Source organism: Streptomyces sp. LBL (genome assembly GCF_029893585.1).
Lineage (GTDB): Bacteria > Actinomycetota > Actinomycetes > Streptomycetales > Streptomycetaceae > Streptomyces.
On the sequence record NZ_JARXYX010000003.1, the window covers coordinates 98512 to 115010 of the forward strand.

Annotated in this window: 16 protein-coding genes and 1 pseudogene; 11 read left to right on the plus strand and 6 right to left on the minus strand. The window is 71.2% G+C overall.

Annotated elements, in window-relative coordinates; translation table 11 throughout:
- Positions 1-7 precede the first annotated feature (7 nt).
- Positions 8-244: a DUF6213 family protein gene (locus M2271_RS04515; RefSeq protein ID WP_030054037.1), complete on the plus strand. Its 237-nt coding sequence runs from the start codon at positions 8-10 to the stop codon at positions 242-244.
- Between the two features lie 186 nt (positions 245-430).
- Here M2271_RS04515 and M2271_RS04520 read toward each other — a convergent pair whose 3' ends face one another.
- A complete protein-coding gene (locus tag M2271_RS04520) occupies positions 431-1696 on the minus strand; it encodes an acyl-CoA dehydrogenase family protein (protein ID WP_280885777.1) in 1266 nt (421 codons plus the stop codon).
- 173 nt (positions 1697-1869) lie between these two features.
- Here M2271_RS04520 and M2271_RS04525 point away from each other — a divergent pair, with 173 nt between their 5' ends.
- Complete coding sequence (locus M2271_RS04525) at positions 1870-2514, plus strand: TetR family transcriptional regulator (RefSeq protein ID WP_280885778.1); 645 nt, start codon at positions 1870-1872, stop codon at positions 2512-2514.
- Between the two features lie 131 nt (positions 2515-2645).
- Here the strand turns inward: M2271_RS04525 and def are convergent, their stop codons facing one another.
- Entirely contained in the window at positions 2646-3185 is a 540-nt protein-coding gene (gene def / locus M2271_RS04530; protein ID WP_280885779.1) for a peptide deformylase, read from the minus strand.
- 143 nt (positions 3186-3328) lie between these two features.
- Here def and M2271_RS04535 point away from each other — a divergent pair, with 143 nt between their 5' ends.
- The 6 genes and pseudogenes from M2271_RS04535 to M2271_RS04560 all read left to right on the plus strand — a co-directional run bounded on the left by M2271_RS04535 (position 3329) and on the right by M2271_RS04560 (position 9029).
- A complete protein-coding gene (locus M2271_RS04535; protein ID WP_280885780.1) occupies positions 3329-4567 on the plus strand; it encodes a MurT ligase domain-containing protein in 1239 nt (412 codons plus the stop codon).
- Between the two features lie 23 nt (positions 4568-4590).
- Positions 4591-5319 (plus strand): glutamine amidotransferase, encoded by a 729-nt coding sequence (locus tag M2271_RS04540; protein ID WP_280885781.1) that lies wholly within the window; start codon positions 4591-4593, stop codon positions 5317-5319.
- A gap of 333 nt (positions 5320-5652) precedes the next feature.
- Positions 5653-6678 (plus strand): 6-phosphofructokinase, encoded by a 1026-nt coding sequence (locus tag M2271_RS04545; RefSeq protein WP_280885782.1) that lies wholly within the window; start codon positions 5653-5655, stop codon positions 6676-6678.
- 108 nt (positions 6679-6786) lie between these two features.
- Complete coding sequence (locus M2271_RS04550) at positions 6787-7740, plus strand: cytochrome c oxidase assembly protein (protein ID WP_280885783.1); 954 nt, start codon at positions 6787-6789, stop codon at positions 7738-7740.
- Between the two features lie 376 nt (positions 7741-8116).
- Positions 8117-8845: pseudogene (locus M2271_RS04555) on the plus strand (serine/threonine protein phosphatase); the annotation flags it as partial.
- Between the two features lie 13 nt (positions 8846-8858).
- The gene (locus M2271_RS04560) at positions 8859-9029 is read left to right on the plus strand and encodes a hypothetical protein (protein WP_280885784.1); all 171 of its coding nucleotides are present in this window, start codon (positions 8859-8861) and stop codon (positions 9027-9029) included.
- Positions 9030-9032: 3 nt separating this feature from the next.
- On the opposite strand, the gene M2271_RS04565 is transcribed toward M2271_RS04560, so the two are convergent.
- The 4 genes from M2271_RS04565 to M2271_RS04580 form a co-directional block, all read right to left on the minus strand.
- Positions 9033-10247 carry a histidine kinase gene (locus M2271_RS04565; protein ID WP_280885785.1) on the minus strand — a complete coding sequence of 405 codons (1215 nt, stop codon included), beginning with the start codon at positions 10245-10247 and terminating at the stop codon, positions 9033-9035.
- Between the two features lie 216 nt (positions 10248-10463).
- Positions 10464-12176 (minus strand): cation acetate symporter, encoded by a 1713-nt coding sequence (locus M2271_RS04570; RefSeq protein WP_280885786.1) that lies wholly within the window; start codon positions 12174-12176, stop codon positions 10464-10466.
- Positions 12177-12211: 35 nt separating this feature from the next.
- Positions 12212-12571: a hypothetical protein gene (locus M2271_RS04575; RefSeq protein WP_280885960.1), complete on the minus strand. Its 360-nt coding sequence runs from the start codon at positions 12569-12571 to the stop codon at positions 12212-12214.
- A 2-nt stretch (positions 12572-12573) separates the two neighbouring features.
- Positions 12574-13323: a LytTR family transcriptional regulator DNA-binding domain-containing protein gene (locus M2271_RS04580; RefSeq protein ID WP_280885787.1), complete on the minus strand. Its 750-nt coding sequence runs from the start codon at positions 13321-13323 to the stop codon at positions 12574-12576.
- A 78-nt stretch (positions 13324-13401) separates the two neighbouring features.
- Between M2271_RS04580 and M2271_RS04585 the strand changes: the two genes are divergently transcribed.
- The 3 genes from M2271_RS04585 to rocD all read left to right on the plus strand — a co-directional run bounded on the left by M2271_RS04585 (position 13402) and on the right by rocD (position 16105).
- Positions 13402-13917, plus strand: a complete 516-nt coding sequence (locus M2271_RS04585; RefSeq protein WP_280885788.1) for an Lrp/AsnC family transcriptional regulator — start codon at positions 13402-13404, stop codon at positions 13915-13917.
- Positions 13918-14051: 134 nt separating this feature from the next.
- A complete protein-coding gene (ddaH, locus tag M2271_RS04590; RefSeq protein ID WP_280885789.1) occupies positions 14052-14870 on the plus strand; it encodes a dimethylargininase in 819 nt (272 codons plus the stop codon).
- Complete coding sequence (gene rocD / locus M2271_RS04595; RefSeq protein ID WP_280885790.1) at positions 14870-16105, plus strand: ornithine--oxo-acid transaminase; 1236 nt, start codon at positions 14870-14872, stop codon at positions 16103-16105. The genes ddaH and rocD overlap by 1 nt, the downstream gene beginning before the upstream one ends.
- Positions 16106-16499 lie beyond the last annotated feature (394 nt).

The following is a 16499-nucleotide window of genomic DNA, read 5'->3' on the forward strand; positions in this document are numbered from 1 at the left end:
CCCCTTTGTGAACCGCGAAGTGACTCTGCCTCTGATCGTCGACGACCGCGGGACCTTGCAGGTGGCCGCCGCCGATGTCAGCAAGCTGCTCCGCACGGTGGGCGGAAGGTGGCTGCACCTGGTGGAGGCCGGCGAGGACGGGCTCGACGAGGACACGGTCGCCGCGCTGACGATCGAGCTGGCGAAGCTGGCCGATCGCATCGACGTGGCGTGCATCGCACACAGCAGCGGAACTACGCCGTAGGCGGGGCTTCGACGTAAGCAGCGCATCGGCGCAGGCAGGGCTTTGACCAGTCACTCACCGGTGGCGCAGCCTGGTGGGCGATCTGGCCCGCCCGCCGGACCCGGCTTCGTCCTGAACGGACGCGGGGAACCGCGCGATCAGTCACCGCCGAGCGGCCGGCCGAGTCGCGCGGGTCCCCGTAGGGCGCTACCGGATCGGCATCCCGGACAAGGTCCGCGCGATCACCAGCCGCTGGATCTCACTCGTCCCTTCGAAGATGGTGTATATCGCCGCGTCCCGGTGCATCCGCTCCACCGGGTACTCCCTGGTGTAGCCGTTGCCGCCCAGGATCTGGATCGCCTGGGCGGTGACCTTCTTCGCCGTCTCACTGGCGAACAGCTTGGACATCGAGCCCTCGGCCGCCGTGAACTGCTTCCCGCTGACCGCCATCCAGGACGCACGCCAGACCAGCAGCCGGGCCGCGTCGATGGACGTCCGCATGTCGGCGATCTGGAAGGCCACCCCCTGGTTGTCGATGATCGGCCGTCCGAACTGCTCACGGGTTTTGGCGTAGTCGAGGGCAACCTCGTACGCGGCCCTGGCAGTTCCGACCGCCATGGCTCCCACCGCGGGACGACTCGCCTCGAATGTCGCCATCGCCGCGTTCTTCACCCTCCCCCAGCCTCCGGCCGGGGGGACCCCCATCTCGCTTCGCTCGCCGCCCGCCTTGGCCCGCTCACGGGCCCGCGCCAGCCGCTCGTCCAGCTTCTCCTTGCCGCCGAGCAGGCAGGAGCCGGGGACGCGCACGTTGTCGAGGATGACCTCGGCGGTGTGCGAGGCGCGGATCCCGTGCTTCTTGAACTTCTGCCCCTGGGCGAGCCCCGGCGTCCCCGAAGGGACGATGAAGGAGGCGTGGCCCTTGGAACCCAGCTCCGCGTCGACGACCGCGACGACGACATGGACGTTGGCGATGCCGCCGTTGGTGGCCCAGGTCTTGGTGCCGTTGATGACCCACTCGTCCTTGGCCTCGTCGTACACGGCTCGCGTACGCATCGAGGCCACGTCGGAGCCGGCGTCCGGTTCGGAGGAGCAGAACGCGGCGAGCTTGACATCGTTGGCGTCGCCGTACATCTGGGGGATCCAGGTGCCGATCTGCTCCTCGGTGCCGTTGGCGAGGACACCCACGGCGGCGAGGCCGGTGCCGACGATGGACAGGGCGATGCCCGCGTCTCCCCAGAACAGCTCCTCCATGGCCATCGGTATGCCGAGGCCGGTGGGGTCGAAGTACTGCTGGGCGTAGAAGTCGAGGGAGTAGATGCCGACCTTGGCGGCCTCCTGGATGACCGGCCAGGGAGTCTCCTCACGCTCGTCCCATTCGGCGGCCGCGGGGCGGATCACGTCGGCCGCGAAGCCGTGCAGCCAGTCCCGGACCTCCTTCTGTTCGTCGTTGAGCTCCATGGTGAACTCGGCCATGTCCCCTCCAGCGGTTGCGCACGTACCTGTTACTTACGGTAACTCCGAGTCTGTTACCGGCTGGTAGGAAAAGTCAACTCCTGACGACTGTCCGCCCGCCCGTTCGATGTAGGGGGCATGCTGGGTGTTAGTTTGCGCAGGCATTACCTAATCAGCACGGGTGGGGAGAGCACATGGACACCACGCAGCGGACCGATCAGCAGCGGTCGGCGGACCGTCGCCGACGCGAGCTGCTGGAGGCCGCGGACAGAGTGGTGCTGCGCGACGGGCCGCATGCCTCGATGAACGCGATCGCCGCGGAAGCCGGTATCACGAAGCCGATTCTGTACCGGCACTTCGGTGACAAGAGCGGACTGTACGCCGCGTTGGCCAAGCGGCACACCGACGCGCTGCTGAACTCGCTGCGGGCGGCGCTGGACGCGCCGGCCGAGCGACGGGAGCGGGTCGAGGCGACGTTGGACACGTATCTGGCGGCGATCGAGGCACGCCCTCAGGTGTATCGGTTCCTGATGCATCCGGCGGAAGGGGGCCATGTCGGAGATCAGGGTTTCGATGTCGGCCAGCATTTCGCTCCGCTGTTGCGACGGATGGGCGAGGAGCTGGCCCAGGTCATCGAGGACCGGCTGGATCTGGGGCCCGGAGGTCAGCAGTTGGCTCGGGTGTGGGGGCACGGGATCGTCGGCATGATGCACGCGGCCGGGGACTGGTGGCTGGGGGAACGGCCTTGTTCCCGGGCTGAGTTGGTGCGGAGCCTGGCGGACCTGCTGTGGGGGCGGCTCGCCGCGGCGGCGGACAAGAGCGGCGGTCCGGGGTTCTGACGGTCGTCACGTACGCCGGGTGCTGTATCGCCTGCGGGGCCCCTGAGGCCTGCGGGGCCGCGGGGGCTTGCGGGACCCCGCGCGGCCGAGCCACGCATCGGCACAGCCCCCGCCCCTTCGGGTCGGACAGGTCACCGGCCCCATGTAGCGCGCGTCACCTGTCGCATCAGGCGGCGGTGGCGGCGGCCCTTGAGGTGGTCGGCGTAGACCCGGCCCTCCACGTGGTCGTGCTCGTGCTGCAGGCATCTGGCGAAGAAGCCCGTCCCGTGGACGGTGATCGGCTCACCCGTCATCGTGAACCCCTCGATCACCGCGTGGTCGTAGCGCTCGGTCCCCGCCTCCAGGCCCGGAAGGGACAGGCAGCCCTCCGGGCCCCGCAGCACCAGCCCGTCCGCCTCGACGAGCCGCGGGTTCACCACATGGCCGAGATGACGGACCTCCTCGTCGTCCGGGCAGTCGTGGACGAACACGCGGAGCGGCACCCCGACCTGGTTCGCCGCCAGGCCCACGCCCTGAGCGGCGTACATGGTCGCGAACAAGTCCTCGACGAGGCGGGCCAGTTCGGGGCCGTAGTCGGTGACCTCCTCGCAGGCGGTGTGCAGGAGCGGGTCGCCGAGCAGGGTGAGGGGCCGGACACGGCCTCGGGCGCCCGGGATGGAGCCGTATCGCATGGCGACAAGGGTACGGTCCTCCCTGTCATACGAAGGTCGGGCGGGCGCCGCGGTTCAGGAGTGCGAATGGATCTCGATAGGCTGAGGTCCACACGTTGCCGGGGGCAGAGGCGCGGCGCGTACGCAAGGAGGATCGAGAACTGATGGCAGGCAACTCGGACCCGCTCACGCCGCGGGCCAAGATCGCCGTTACCGCGGGCAAGGCGGTCGCGGCGGCGTCGCGCGCCGCGGGACGCGGCAGCGGTTCGGTGATCGGCGGCCGGGTGGCACTCAAACTCGACCCCGATCTTCTCGCCCGGCTCGCCCAGCACCTGGACGTCGTGCTGGTGTCGGCGACCAACGGCAAGACCACCACCACCCGGTTGATCGCCGAGGCGCTGCACGCCGCGGGGCCGGTCGTCTCCAACGCGCTCGGCGCCAACATGCCGGCCGGTATCACCTCGGCGCTGGCGGGCAGCTCGGACGCGCGCTACGGCGTCATCGAGGTCGACGAGAAGTACCTCGCCGGGGTCGCGCGGGACACCGACCCCAAGTGCATCGCCCTGCTCAACCTCTCCCGCGACCAGCTCGACCGCGCCGCCGAGACCCGCATGCTCGCCGAGAACTGGCGGGAGGGGCTCGCCGGTTCCAAGGCGGTGATCGTGGCCAACGCGGACGACCCGCTGGTGGTGTGGGCCGCGTCCTCCTCCCCCAACGTGATCTGGGTCGCCGCCGGACAGATGTGGAAGGACGACGCCTGGTCCTGCCCGTCCTGCGGTGGTGTGATGCAGCGGCCCGGCGACGACTGGTTCTGCGGCGAGTGCGGCTTCCGGCGGCCGACGCCGAGCTGGGCGCTGTCCGGTGACCACGTTCTCGACCCGCACGGGTCCGCCTGGCCGATCCACCTCCAGCTGCCGGGCCGCGCCAACAAGGCCAACGCCGCCTCCTCGGCTGCCGTCGCCGCCGTCTTCGGGGTGCCGCCGCAGGTCGCGCTGGAGCGCATGTACCAGGTGCAGGCGGTGGCCGGCCGGTACGATGTCGTGCAGTTCATGGAGCGCGACCTCAGGCTCCTGCTCGCCAAGAACCCGGCGGGCTGGCTCGAAACGTTCAGCCTGATCGACCCGCCGCCGACCCCGGTGATCCTCTCGGTGAACGCGCGCGGCGCCGACGGCACCGACACCTCCTGGCTGTGGGACGTCGACTACACGCGGCTGACCGGCCACCCGATCTGCGTCGTCGGTGACCGTAAGCTGGACCTCGCGGTGCGCCTGGAGGTCGCAGGCCAGCACTTCCAGGTGTGCGAGAACCTCGACCAGGCGGTGCAGATGAGCCCGCCCGGCCGGATCGAGGTCATCGCCAACTACACCGCCTTCCAGGATCTGCGCCGCCGCGTCGGCAACTGAGCACCGGACTTCAGGGGATTTTTGTGAGCGACAACCAACTGCGGATCGTCTGGATCTATCCCGACCTGCTGAGCACCTACGGCGACCAGGGCAACGTCCTCGTCGTGGAGCGGCGGGCCCGGCAGCGCGGCCTCGACGTGGCCCGCCTCGACGTGCGCAGCGACCAGCCGATCCCGACCTCCGGAGACATCTACCTGATCGGCGGCGGCGAGGACCGGCCGCAGCGGCTCGCGGCCGAGCGGCTGCGCCGCGACGCCGGACTGCATCGGGCCGTGGAGAACGGCGCGATCGTCTTCTCGGTCTGCGCCGGCTACCAGATCCTCGGCCACGAGTTCATCAACGACCTCGGCCAGCGCGAGCCGGGCCTCGGCCTGCTCGACGTGGTCTCGGTGCGCGGCGAGGGCGAGCGGTGCGTCGGTGACGTGCTGGGCGACATCGACCCGCGTCTGGGGCTGCCCCCGCTGACCGGATTCGAGAACCACCAGGGCGTCACCCACCTCGGCCCCACCGCCCGCCCGCTCGCCCAGGTCCGCATCGGCAACGGCAACGGGACCGGCGACGGCACGGAGGGGGCGTACAACGACACGGTCTTCGGTACGTACATGCACGGCCCGGTGCTGGCGCGCAACCCGCTGGTCGCGGACCTGCTGCTGAAGCTGGCGCTGGACGTGAACGCGCTGCCGCCGACCGAGGACCGCTGGTACGAGGCGCTCCGCAACGAGCGCATCGCGTCGGCTCAGCAGCCTGCGTAAGAGGTCGACCGTCGACCGGGGGTGCCCGCGAGGGTGACCACGGGCGGGCGCCGGTGCGGGTGACCACGGGCGTCGGTGGCGGGTTGACCACGAGCGCGCCCGTCGCGCGTTCCAACGGCTGGAGGAGTGCTTCAGGGGGTGTCCGGCGGGGCGTGCGGCCCACCTGACGCCCCGCCCGCTCATGTGTGCGGCCAGGTCCACCTGACGGACGGACACCGCGTCCACCTGGCGGACGCCTGCTGTGGTAGCACCCCCGGACGCCGCTATGGTGACCTGGTCCAGCCGGACAGCGCGGTCCGGTTCCCGGCCCACGTTGAGAAGGTATTTCGGGCTATGCGCATTGGTGTCCTCACGTCCGGCGGCGACTGCCCCGGCCTGAACGCCGTCATCCGGTCCGTCGTGCACCGTGCCGTCGCCGACCACGGCGACGAGGTCATCGGTTTCCGGGACGGCTGGAAGGGCCTCCTGGAGTGCGACTATGTCAAGCTCGACCTCGACGCGGTGGGCGGCATCCTCGCGCGCGGCGGCACCATCCTCGGCTCCTCCCGGGTCCAGCCCTCGCACTTGCGGGACGGCGTGGACCGGGCCCGGGGCCACCTCGAGGAGCTCGGTCTCGACGCGGTCATCCCGATCGGCGGCGAGGGCACGCTCAAGGCCGCCCGGTTGATGTCCGACGCCGGTCTGCCGATCGTGGGCGTACCGAAGACCATCGACAACGACATCGCGGTGACCGACGTCACCTTCGGCTTCGACACGGCCGTGGGGGTCGCGACGGAGGCCCTCGACCGGCTGAAGACCACCGCCGAGTCCCACCAGCGCGTCCTGGTCGTCGAGGTCATGGGCCGCCACACCGGCTGGATAGCGCTGCACTCCGGCATGGCCGCCGGCGCCCATGCCATCGTCGTACCGGAACGGCCCTTCGACATCGAGGAGCTGGCCCGCACGGTCGGCAAGCGGTTCGAGGCGGGCAAGCGGTTCGCGATCGTCGTCGCGGCGGAGGGGGCGAAGCCGGCGCAGGGCACCATGGCCTTCGACGAGGGCCGCAAGGACATCTACGGGCATGAGCGGTTCGCCGGGATAGCGCGGCAGCTGTCCATCGAGCTGGAGGAGCGCCTCGGCAAGGAGGCGCGGCCGGTGATTCTGGGGCATGTGCAGCGCGGTGGTACGCCGACCGCTTACGACCGGGTGCTGGCGACCCGGTTCGGATGGCATGCGGTGGAGGCCGTGCACCGGGAGGAGTTCGGGAAGATGACGGCGCTGCGGGGGACGGACATCGTGATGGTGTCGTTGGCGGAGGCCGTGGAGACGTTGAAGACGGTTCCCGCGGAGCGGTACGCGGAAGCGGAGTGCGTGCTGTAACTCCTGAGGTCGGCTGTTCTGCCCCCGGTCGAGAGTGCGGCCGGGGGCGGTTCTAGTCTGGGGGCGGACCGAAACCGTACAACCCCCACGAATCAGGAGCCGGCGGAGATGGATCACAGCGGGCCCGGCATGACCATGGATCTGCCGCCGTTCACGCTGGGGCGGGGGCTTCAGTGGTCGGCGACGGACCCGTTCTTTCTGGTGGCCTGCCTGGTGGGACTCGCTCTGTACGGGTGGGGGGTCGTTCGACTGCGGCGGCGCGGGGACGCGTGGCCGGTGGGGCGGACGATCGCGTTCGTCGCGGGGGTGCTGAGCATCGGGCTGGTGATGTGCACCAAGCTCAATGACTACGGCATGGTCATGTTCAGCGTGCACATGGTGCAGCACATGGTGATCAGCATGCTGTCGCCGATCCTGATCCTGCTCGGTGCCCCGGTCACGCTGGCGCTGCGCGCGCTGCCGACGGCGGGGCGCGGACGCAAGGGGCCGCGCGAGGCACTGCTGATGTTCCTGCACAGCCGGTACATGCGGATCATCACGCATCCGGCGTTCACCATTCCGCTGTTCATCGCCAGTCTGTACGCGCTGTACTTCACGCCGATCTTCGACTTCCTGATGGGGTCCCGGACGGGGCACATCGCGATGATGGTGCACTTCCTCGCCGTCGGAGTGGTCTTCTTCTGGCCGATCATGGGTGTGGACCCGGGCCCCAACCGCCCCGGTTATCTGATCCGGATGCTGGAGCTGTTCGCCGGAATGCCGTTCCACGCCTTCTTCGGCATCGCGCTGATGATGGCGTCCACGCCCATGGTCGAGACGTTCAAGAACCCGCCCGCCTCTCTCGGTATCGACGCGCTGTCGGACCAGAACGCGGCCGGCGGGATCGCGTGGGCGTTCAGTGAGATTCCGTCCGTACTGGTGTTGATCGCACTGCTGTTCCAGTGGTACCGCTCCGAACAACGGCAGGCCAAGCGCACGGACCGGGCCGCCGACCGGGACGGCGACAAGGAACTCGAGGCATACAACGCCTATTTGGCCTCATTGAACGCACGCGGGCGTTGAAGGGCTTCTTGTTCAGAAGTATGAAGCGCGACGGGGGAGCCGCAGGGGGAGCGGTGATGACACTTCGCGCATTTGTGCGCCCGACTCCCGGCCACCGTCCTCGGACCCGCCGCCCGTCCTCGGACCCGCCGCCCGTCTCCGAACCCGCCACGTCGCCCCGGTCGAGCCCGCCGCCCGCTTCCGACCCTCCGGTCAGCTCACCGCCGCAGGTGACGAGCGCGCCGCCACCCAGTGCCGCACCCGGGGCCCCGCCCCCGCCCAGCACCCCGGTCACCACCAGCGCACCGCCCCCGCTGAGCGCCCCCGTCACCAGCGAACCCGCGAGCAGCGCACCGGCCACCGACGCCCCGGCGAGCAGCGCGCCGGCCAGGGCGGGCGCGCCGGTGCCCTGGCGCCCTTCCTGCGGGCGCTGCTCGCGAAGGACCCGGACGCGCGGCTGTCCGCGGCGCCGACGGAGGCGGAGCTGTCGCGGATCGTCACCCCGCAGGCGGAGGCGTACGCCCGCACCCGGACCGACCCGGGGTCACAGCCCCCGTGGGCCGGGATTCCCGCACTGCCAACGGATCCGCAGGGGTACGGGACGGCCATGGGGTCGCCGGGGGCGGCCGCGGGTACGAACGGATCCGGTCGGGCTTCCGGTCCGGCTTCCTGGCCGGCTTCCAGTCCGGCTTCCGGGCCGGCGGGGCCCTGGCCCGGGTCGGCCCCGTCCGGATCCGGGCATCCCTCGCTGGCCGCGTCCGGATCCGGCCGACGGCGGCGTGGGCGCTCGTACGCGCTGCGCGCCGTGGCCGCGGGCGGGCTCGGGCTGGCACTCGCGCTGGGCGGGGTCTGGTACGCCCTGGCCGGCCGGCCGGGTGACGGGCCGCACGACGAGGAGGTGCTCGGGTTCACCCGGCTGGGCGCCGACGTCTCCCTCGCCGACGCTCGCACGGAGTCGGACGTGGCGTGCGGTCGCGAGGTGTCTCCGGGCGACTACGGCTTCGATCCTTCCGTGTACACGGCGGGCTCCTGGACCAGCGAGGGCAGCTGGAAGAACGGCACACATTTCGTCGTGTGCACCGTACGGAAGCAGAACGGGGGCACCATGGGGGGAGGCGAACCATGAGGAGGGTGTTGCGATGCCCGGTTCCACGGACGGCTCGACCAGGACGATGGGGGTGCTCACCGTCGGCGGACTCGTCGCGGTGACCGCCTACACGGTGGCGCTCGGCAGTAACGGCTGGCTGTGGTTCGGCTGGGTCGTGCTGGGCCTGATCACCCTCGGGATGGTGACCACCCGCGGCGCCTGACCGTCAGCCGCCGGTGAGGCGGCTCGCGGAGTGCACCCCCGGCTGGTACTTCGGCAGCCGGGCGGTGATCTTCATGCCCGCTCCCACGGCGGTCTCGATGACGAGTCCGTAGTCGTCGCCGTAGACCTGGCGGAGCCGGTCGTCGACGTTGGACAGGCCGATGCCGCCCGACGGGCTGACCTCGCCCGCGAGGATGCGGCCCAGCAGGGCGGGGTCCATCCCGGCGCCGTCGTCCTCGATGACGACCAGGGCCTCGGCGCCGGCGTCCTGCGCGGTGATGCTGATGTGGCTCTTGCCGGCGACCACCGCCTTGCCCTCCAGGCCGTGCTTGACGGCGTTCTCGACGAGTGGCTGGAGGCAGAGGAAGGGCAGGGCGACCGGCAGCACCTCCGGCGCGATCTGCAGGGTCACCGACAGGCGGTCGCCGAAGCGTGCCCGTACGAGCGCCAAGTAGTGGTCGATGGCGTGCAGTTCGTCGGCGAGGGTGGTGAAGTCGCCGTGTCTCCGGAACGAGTAGCGGGTGAAGTCGGCGAACTCCAGGAGCAGTTCGCGGGCCCGCTCGGGGTCGGTGCGCACGAACGAGGCGATCACCGCGAGCGAGTTGAAGATGAAGTGCGGGGATATCTGGGCGCGCAGGGCCTTGATCTCGGCCTCGATGAGACGGGTGCGGGACTGGTCGAGGTCGGCGAGTTCGAGCTGGACGGAGACCCAGCGGGCGACCTCTCCGGCGGCCCGGACCAGGACGGCGGACTCCCGGGGTGCGCAGGCGACCAGGGCGCCGTGGACGCGGTCGTCGACGGTGAGCGGGGCGACGACGGCCCAGCGGACGGGGCAGTCGGGCACCTCGCACGTCAGCCGGAAGGCCTCGCCGCGGCCGGTCTCCAGGGGGCCCGCGAGGCGTTCCATTATCTCGGTGCGGTGGTGGTCGCCCACACCGTCCCAGACCAGAACCTCCTTCTGGTCGGTCAGACACAGCGCGTCCGTGCCCAGCAGCGTGCGCAGCCGGCGGGCCGACTTGCCGGCGGTCTCCTCCGTGAGGCCCGCGCGCAGCGGGGGCGCGGCGAGGGCGGCGGTGTGCAGGGTCTCGAAGGTGGCGTGTTCGACCGGGGTACCGAGTCCGCCGAGGTGCTGCGGGCGGGCGGTGCGCCGGCCGAGCCAGAATCCTGCGGCGAGCAGCGGGAGGATCGCCACACACAGCCCGGCGAGGAATCCGCTCATGGCGTCACCCCCGCCGTGTGGGGCGCGCTCATGCCTTGACCTCCGCCGCGTGACGCGCGCTCAGCCTTGGCCCTGCTGTGTGACGCGCGCTCATGCCTTGGCCCCCGCCGCGTGACGCGCGCTCAGCCTTGGCCCTGCTGTGTGACGCGCGCTCATGCCTTGGCCCCCGCCGCGGGACGCGCGCTCATGCCTTGGCCCCCGCCGCGGGACGCGCGCTCATGCCTTGGCCTCCGCCCGCAGTTCCTCCGGCAGGTGGAAGCGGGCCAGGATGGCCGCCGTCCCCACCGGGACCCGGCCTGCCGTGGCCAGGGACACCAGCACCATGGTGAGGAAGCTCAGCGGTACCGACCAGAGCGCGGGCCAGGCCAGCAAGGAGTGCAGGGGGCCGGTGCCCGGGAAGCCCGCCATGGTCGCGGCCACGGCGACGAACGCGGAGCCGCCGCCCACCAGCATCCCGGCGGCCGCGCCCGGCGGGGTCAGCCGCCGCCACCAGATGCCGAGGACGAGCAGCGGGCAGAAGGACGAGGCCGACACCGCGAAAGCCAGCCCGACCGCGTCGGCGACCGGCAGTCCGCCCACGAGCATGCCGGCGGCGAGCGGGACGACCATGGCGAGTACCGTGCCGAGCCGGAAGTGCCGTACGCCGCGCGCGGGCAGGACGTCCTGGGTGAGCACGCCGGCGACGGCCATGGTCAGCCCGGACGCCGTCGACAGGAACGCGGCGAAGGCACCGCCCGCCACCAGGGCGCCGAGCAGGTCGCCGCCGAGGCCTCCGATCATCCGTTCGGGCAGCAGCAGGACGGTGGCGTCCGCGTCGTCGGTGAGGGTGAGTTCGGGGGCGTAGAGCCGGCCGAGGGCGCCGTAGACGGGCGGCAGCAGATAGAAGCCGCCGATCAGGGCGAGCACCGCCACGGTGGTGCGGCGGGCGGCGACTCCGTGCGGGCTGGTGTAGAAGCGGACCACGACGTGCGGCAGGCCCATGGTGCCGAGGAAGGTGGCCAGGATCAGCCCGTACGTGGCGTACAGCGGGCGTTCCTCGCGGCTCGCGGCGAGGGAGGTCGACATGCCGCCGGAGCCGCTGCGGTCGGCGGTCGGGACTGCGGCGCCCCGATCGAAGGTGAGGCGGGTGCCCTGCTCGACGCGGTGGGTGCCTGCGGGCAGGCGGAGCCGGTCGTGGTCGTGCGCGCGGCCGTCGACCGTGCCGCTCACCGTGACGGTCAGCGGCGCGTCCAGCTTGAGGTCGAGGCCCGCGTCGACACGGACGGCCCGCTGCTCGCGGAAGGTGGCCGGTTCCTCGAAGGCGGGCCGGGGGGCTCCGTCGTCCTGCCAGGCGAGGACGAGGAAGAGGACGGGGACGAGCAGGGCGGTGAGTTTGAGCCAGTACTGGAAGGCCTGCACGAAGGTGATGCTGCGCATGCCGCCGGCGGCGACGGTGGCGACCACCACGGCCGCGACGATCACTCCGCCGAGCCAGGCGGGCGCCCCGGTCAGCACCGTCAGCGTCAGCCCGGCGCCCTGGAGTTGGGGCAGCAGGTACAGCCAGCCGACCCCGACGACGAAGGCGCCCGCCAGCCGCCGTACCGCCTGGGAGGCGAGCCGGGCCTCGGCGAAGTCGGGCAGCGTGTAGGCGCCGGAGCGGCGCAGGGGGGCGGCGACGAACAGGAGCAGGACCAGATATCCGGCGGTGTAGCCGACCGGGTACCAGAGCATGTCCGGGCCCTGGACCAGGACGAGGCCGGCGATGCCGAGGAAGGAGGCGGCGGAGAGGTACTCGCCGCTGATGGCGGCCGCGTTGAGGCGGGGGCCGACGGTGCGGGAGGCGACGTAGAAGTCGGAGGTGGTGCGGGAGATGCGCAGGCCGAAGGCGCCGACGAGGACGGTCGCCACGACGACGAGGGCTACGGCGGGGACGGCGTAGTTCGAGTTCATCCGTGGTCAGCTCATCCAGCTCATCCGTGGTCAGTTCATCGGTCCTGTACGAGGCGCACGAAGTCCCGCTCGTTGCGTTCGGCGCGTCGCACGTACCAGCGGGCGAGCAGGACCAGCGGGACGTAGAGGCCGAAGCCGAGGACGGCCCATTCGAGGCGGCGCGCGTCCGGCAGCGCCGCGAAGAGCAGCGGCAAGGGGCCGATGAGCAGGACGAGGAACGCGAACACGGCGAGGGCGGCGCGCAGTTGGGTGCGCATCAGGGAACGGACGTAGGTGTGGCCGAGAGTGGTCTGTTCGTCGATCTCGGTGCGCGGGCGGTAGTAGCCGGAGACGTGGCGTATGCGACGGGGCGGGCCGGTGACGACGACTCGGCGTTCGGTGGGGTTCTGGGGCACCGTCACGCCCTCCTCATCAGCAGGTCCCGCAGCTCGCGGGTGTGGCGGCGGCTGACCTGGAGTTCCTCGGAACCGACCAGGACACTCACCGTACCCGCGTCCAGGCGGAGTTCGCCGATGTGGCGCAGGGCGACGAGGTGGCGGCGGTGGATGCGGACGAAGCCTCGGGAGCGCCAGCGCTCCTCCAGGGTGGACAGCGGGATCCGTACGAGGTGGCTGCCCTTGTCGGTGTGCAGCCGGGCGTAGTCGCCCTGTGCCTCGACGTGGGTGATGTCGTCCACGGCGACGAAGCGGGTCACGCCGCCGAGTTCGACGGGCAGGTGGCCCGGGTCGGGTTCGTGCACGGGTATCCGGGGCGCGGAGTCGCTGCGCTCGGCGGCCCGGCGGACGGCTTCCGCCAGGCGCTCCTTACGGACGGGTTTCAGCACGTAGTCGACGGCCTTGAGGTCGAAGGCCTGGACGGCGAAGTCCTCGTGCGCGGTGACGAACACGACCAGCGGCGGCTTGGCGAACCCGGTGAGCAGGCGGGCGAGGTCGAGTCCGTCGAGGCCGGGCATGTTGATGTCGAGGAAGACCACGTCGATCGCCTCCGGCCCGTGCGGCCCCGACTCCAGCGCGCGGTTGATGCGGCGCAGGGCCTCCGTCGCGTCACCGGCACCCTCGGCGCTGCCTATACGGGGATCGGCGTTCAGGAGGTAGAGCAGCTCCTCCAGCGAGGGGCGTTCGTCGTCGACAGCCAGGGCACGCAGCATGAACCCGGAGTGTAGGAGCATTTCGTACGCCTTGACACGTGCCGGGGGTTCGGAGCTCCCCCTGGATACAGTGCCCGCATGCACAACAGGCCCACGCCGTTCGACGAGCTCGACCGGAAGATCCTCACCGCGCTGATGGCGAACGCCAGGACGAGTTTCGCCGAGATCGGTGCGGTGGTCGGACTGTCCTCGACGGCGGTGAAGCGGAGGGTGGACCGGCTGCGGGACACGGGCGTGATCACCGGGTTCACGGCCACGGTGAAGCCGTCGGCGCTGGGCTGGCTCACGGAGGCGTACGTCGAGGTGTACTGCGAGGGCGCGGCCCCGCCGAGGCGGCTCGCCGAAGTGGTCCGCAACCACCCGGAGATCACCGCGGCGATGACCGTGACGGGCGGCGCTGACGCGCTGCTGCACGTCCGCGCGCGGGATGTCGAGCACTTCGAGGAGGTGCTGGAGCGGATCCGCGTGGAGCCGTTCATCAGGAAGACGATCAGTGTGATGGTCCTGTCCCATCTCCTCCCGGAAAGCCCGGAGGCGGGCGCCAGCCAGCCCGCGCCGGAGGAAACGCCGGGGAGCGCAGCAGACGTGCGCTGAACGGAAGAAAGACGCAGCGATCCTGCGCGGACACGCAATTCTTCTTCCTTGTCGGCGGTATCCGTCACTTCCTACCGTGGTGTCACCCCTCAGTGACCACTCAGTCACACCGCAGGAAGCGGAGGAACCCCTCTGTGTCCGATTCCCGTGTGCCTCGCCGCCGACGATTCCTCGTCTGCGAACCCAGACACTTCGCCGTGCAGTACGCGATCAATCCCTGGATGCATCCCGACACCGAGGTCGACGTCGATCTGGCCCGGGAGCAGTGGCAGCAGCTCATCCGCGTCTACCGGGCGCACGGCCACGACGTGGATGTCGTGGAGCCGGTCCGCGGCCTCCCGGACATGGTCTTCGCCGCGAACTCGGCGGTCGTCGTCGACGGCCGCGTCTTCGGCTCCCTCTTCCACGCGCCCGAGCGCCGCCCCGAGTCCACGCACTACGACACCTGGTTCAGGACGGCGGGCTACGACGTCCACCGGCCCGGGTCCGTCTGCGAGGGCGAGGGGGACCTGGTGTGGACGGGCCGGTACATGCTGGCCGGCACCGGGTTCCGCACGACCCGGGAGGCGCACCGCGAGGTCCAGGAGTTCTTCGGTCACCCGGTGATCAGCCTGACGCTGGTCGACCCGTACTTCTACCACCTGGACACGGCGCTGTTCGTGTTGGACGGCGGGCGCGCGGGAAACATCGTCTACTACCCGGAGGCGTTCTCCACGGGCAGCCGCGAGGTGCTTGCCCGGCTGTACCCGGACGCGGTGCTCGCCACCCGCGACGACGCGATGACGTTCGGCCTGAACTCCGTCTCCGACGGACGTCATGTCTTCATCACGCCGCGGGCGGAAGCCCTCGCCACCCGCCTCGCCGACCGCGGCTACGTCCCCGTCCCCGTCGACCTCTCGGAGTTCCAGAAGGCCGGCGGTGGCATCAAGTGCTGCACTCAGGAGATCCGCTGATGACCGCTCCCGCCCGCGTTCCCGTCCGTACGCGCACGTCCGCCGACCTGATCCGCGCCGAGGAGCCGGTGCTGGCGCACACCTACCACCCGCTGCCCGTGGTCGTCGCCCGCGCCGAGGGCGCCTGGGTGGAGGACGTGGAGGGCCGCCGCTACCTCGACCTGCTGGCCGGCTACTCGGCCCTCAACTTCGGCCACCGGCATCCGGCGTTGATCGAGGCGGCGCACCGTCAGCTGGACCGGCTGACGCTCACCTCGCGCGCCTTTCACAACGACCGGCTCGCCGAATTCGCCGAGCGGCTCGCGGCGTTGACCGGCCTGGACATGGTGCTGCCCATGAACACCGGTGCGGAGGCGGTGGAGAGCGGGATCAAGGTGGCCCGCAAGTGGGCGTACGAGGTGAAGGGCGTCCCGGCCGACCGGGCGACGATCGTGGTCGCGGCGGGCAACTTCCACGGCCGGACCACGACGATCGTGTCGTTCTCCACGGACGAGACGGCCCGGGCGGGCTTCGGCCCCTTCACACCGGGCTTCCGTGTCGTCCCGTACAACGACCTGGCCGCGCTGGAGGCGGCGGTCGACGAAACCACGGCGGCCGTGCTGATCGAGCCCATCCAGGGCGAGGCGGGGGTCGTCATTCCCGACCAGGGCTATCTGACCGGCGTGCGTGAGCTGACCCGCCGCGAGGGGTGCCTGTTCATCGCGGACGAGATCCAGTCGGGCCTCGGGCGCACGGGCCGGACGCTGGCCGTCGAGCACGAGTCCGTCGTGCCCGACGTGCTGCTCCTGGGCAAGGCGCTGGGCGGCGGCATCGTCCCGGTGTCCGCGGTGGTGGCCCACCGGGAGGTGCTGGGTGTGCTGCACCCGGGCGAGCACGGGTCGACGTTCGGCGGCAACCCGCTGTCCGCCGCGGTCGGCACGGCGGTGGTCGGGCTGCTGGAGACGGGTGAGTTCCAGCGCCGGGCCGCCGAGCTCGGCGTGATCCTGCGGGACGGCCTCGCCGAACTGGTGGGCAAGGGCGTCCTCGGATTCCGCGCGCGCGGGCTGTGGGCGGGCGTGGACATCGATCCCGCCCTCGGCACGGGCCGCGAGGTGAGCCACCGCCTGATGCGGGAGGGCGTCCTGGTGAAGGACACCCACGGTTCGACCATCCGTCTGGCCCCGCCCCTGACGATCACCGGAGAGGAGCTCGTCACGGCACTCGGGGCCCTGGAGAGGGTTCTGGAGCGAGGCTGACGCCGCAGAGGCGGACGCCGCAGCAGGCGCCCGGCACGGCCGGCTTCAGCACCGGCCGCGCCGGTCCACACCGGTGCGGGCCCGCCCTCGTGCGACCCGATCTCCGTGCGGTCCCGATCCTCTGCGGTCCACGTGCCGCCCGTCCTCGTTCGGCCCCGATCCCGTGCGGTTCCATGCGGTCCCGCCCTCGTACGGTCCCGATCCTCTGCGGTCCACGTGCCGCCCGTCCTCGTTCGGCCCCGATCCCGTGCGGTTCCATGCGGCCTCGCCCTCGTACGGTCCCGATCCTCTGCGGTCCACGTGCCGCCCGTCCTCGTTCGGCCCCGATCTCCGTGCGACCCCACCCCCCGCAGGCCCGCCCATGCGGCCCCGTCCCCCATGCGCGGCCCCGCTC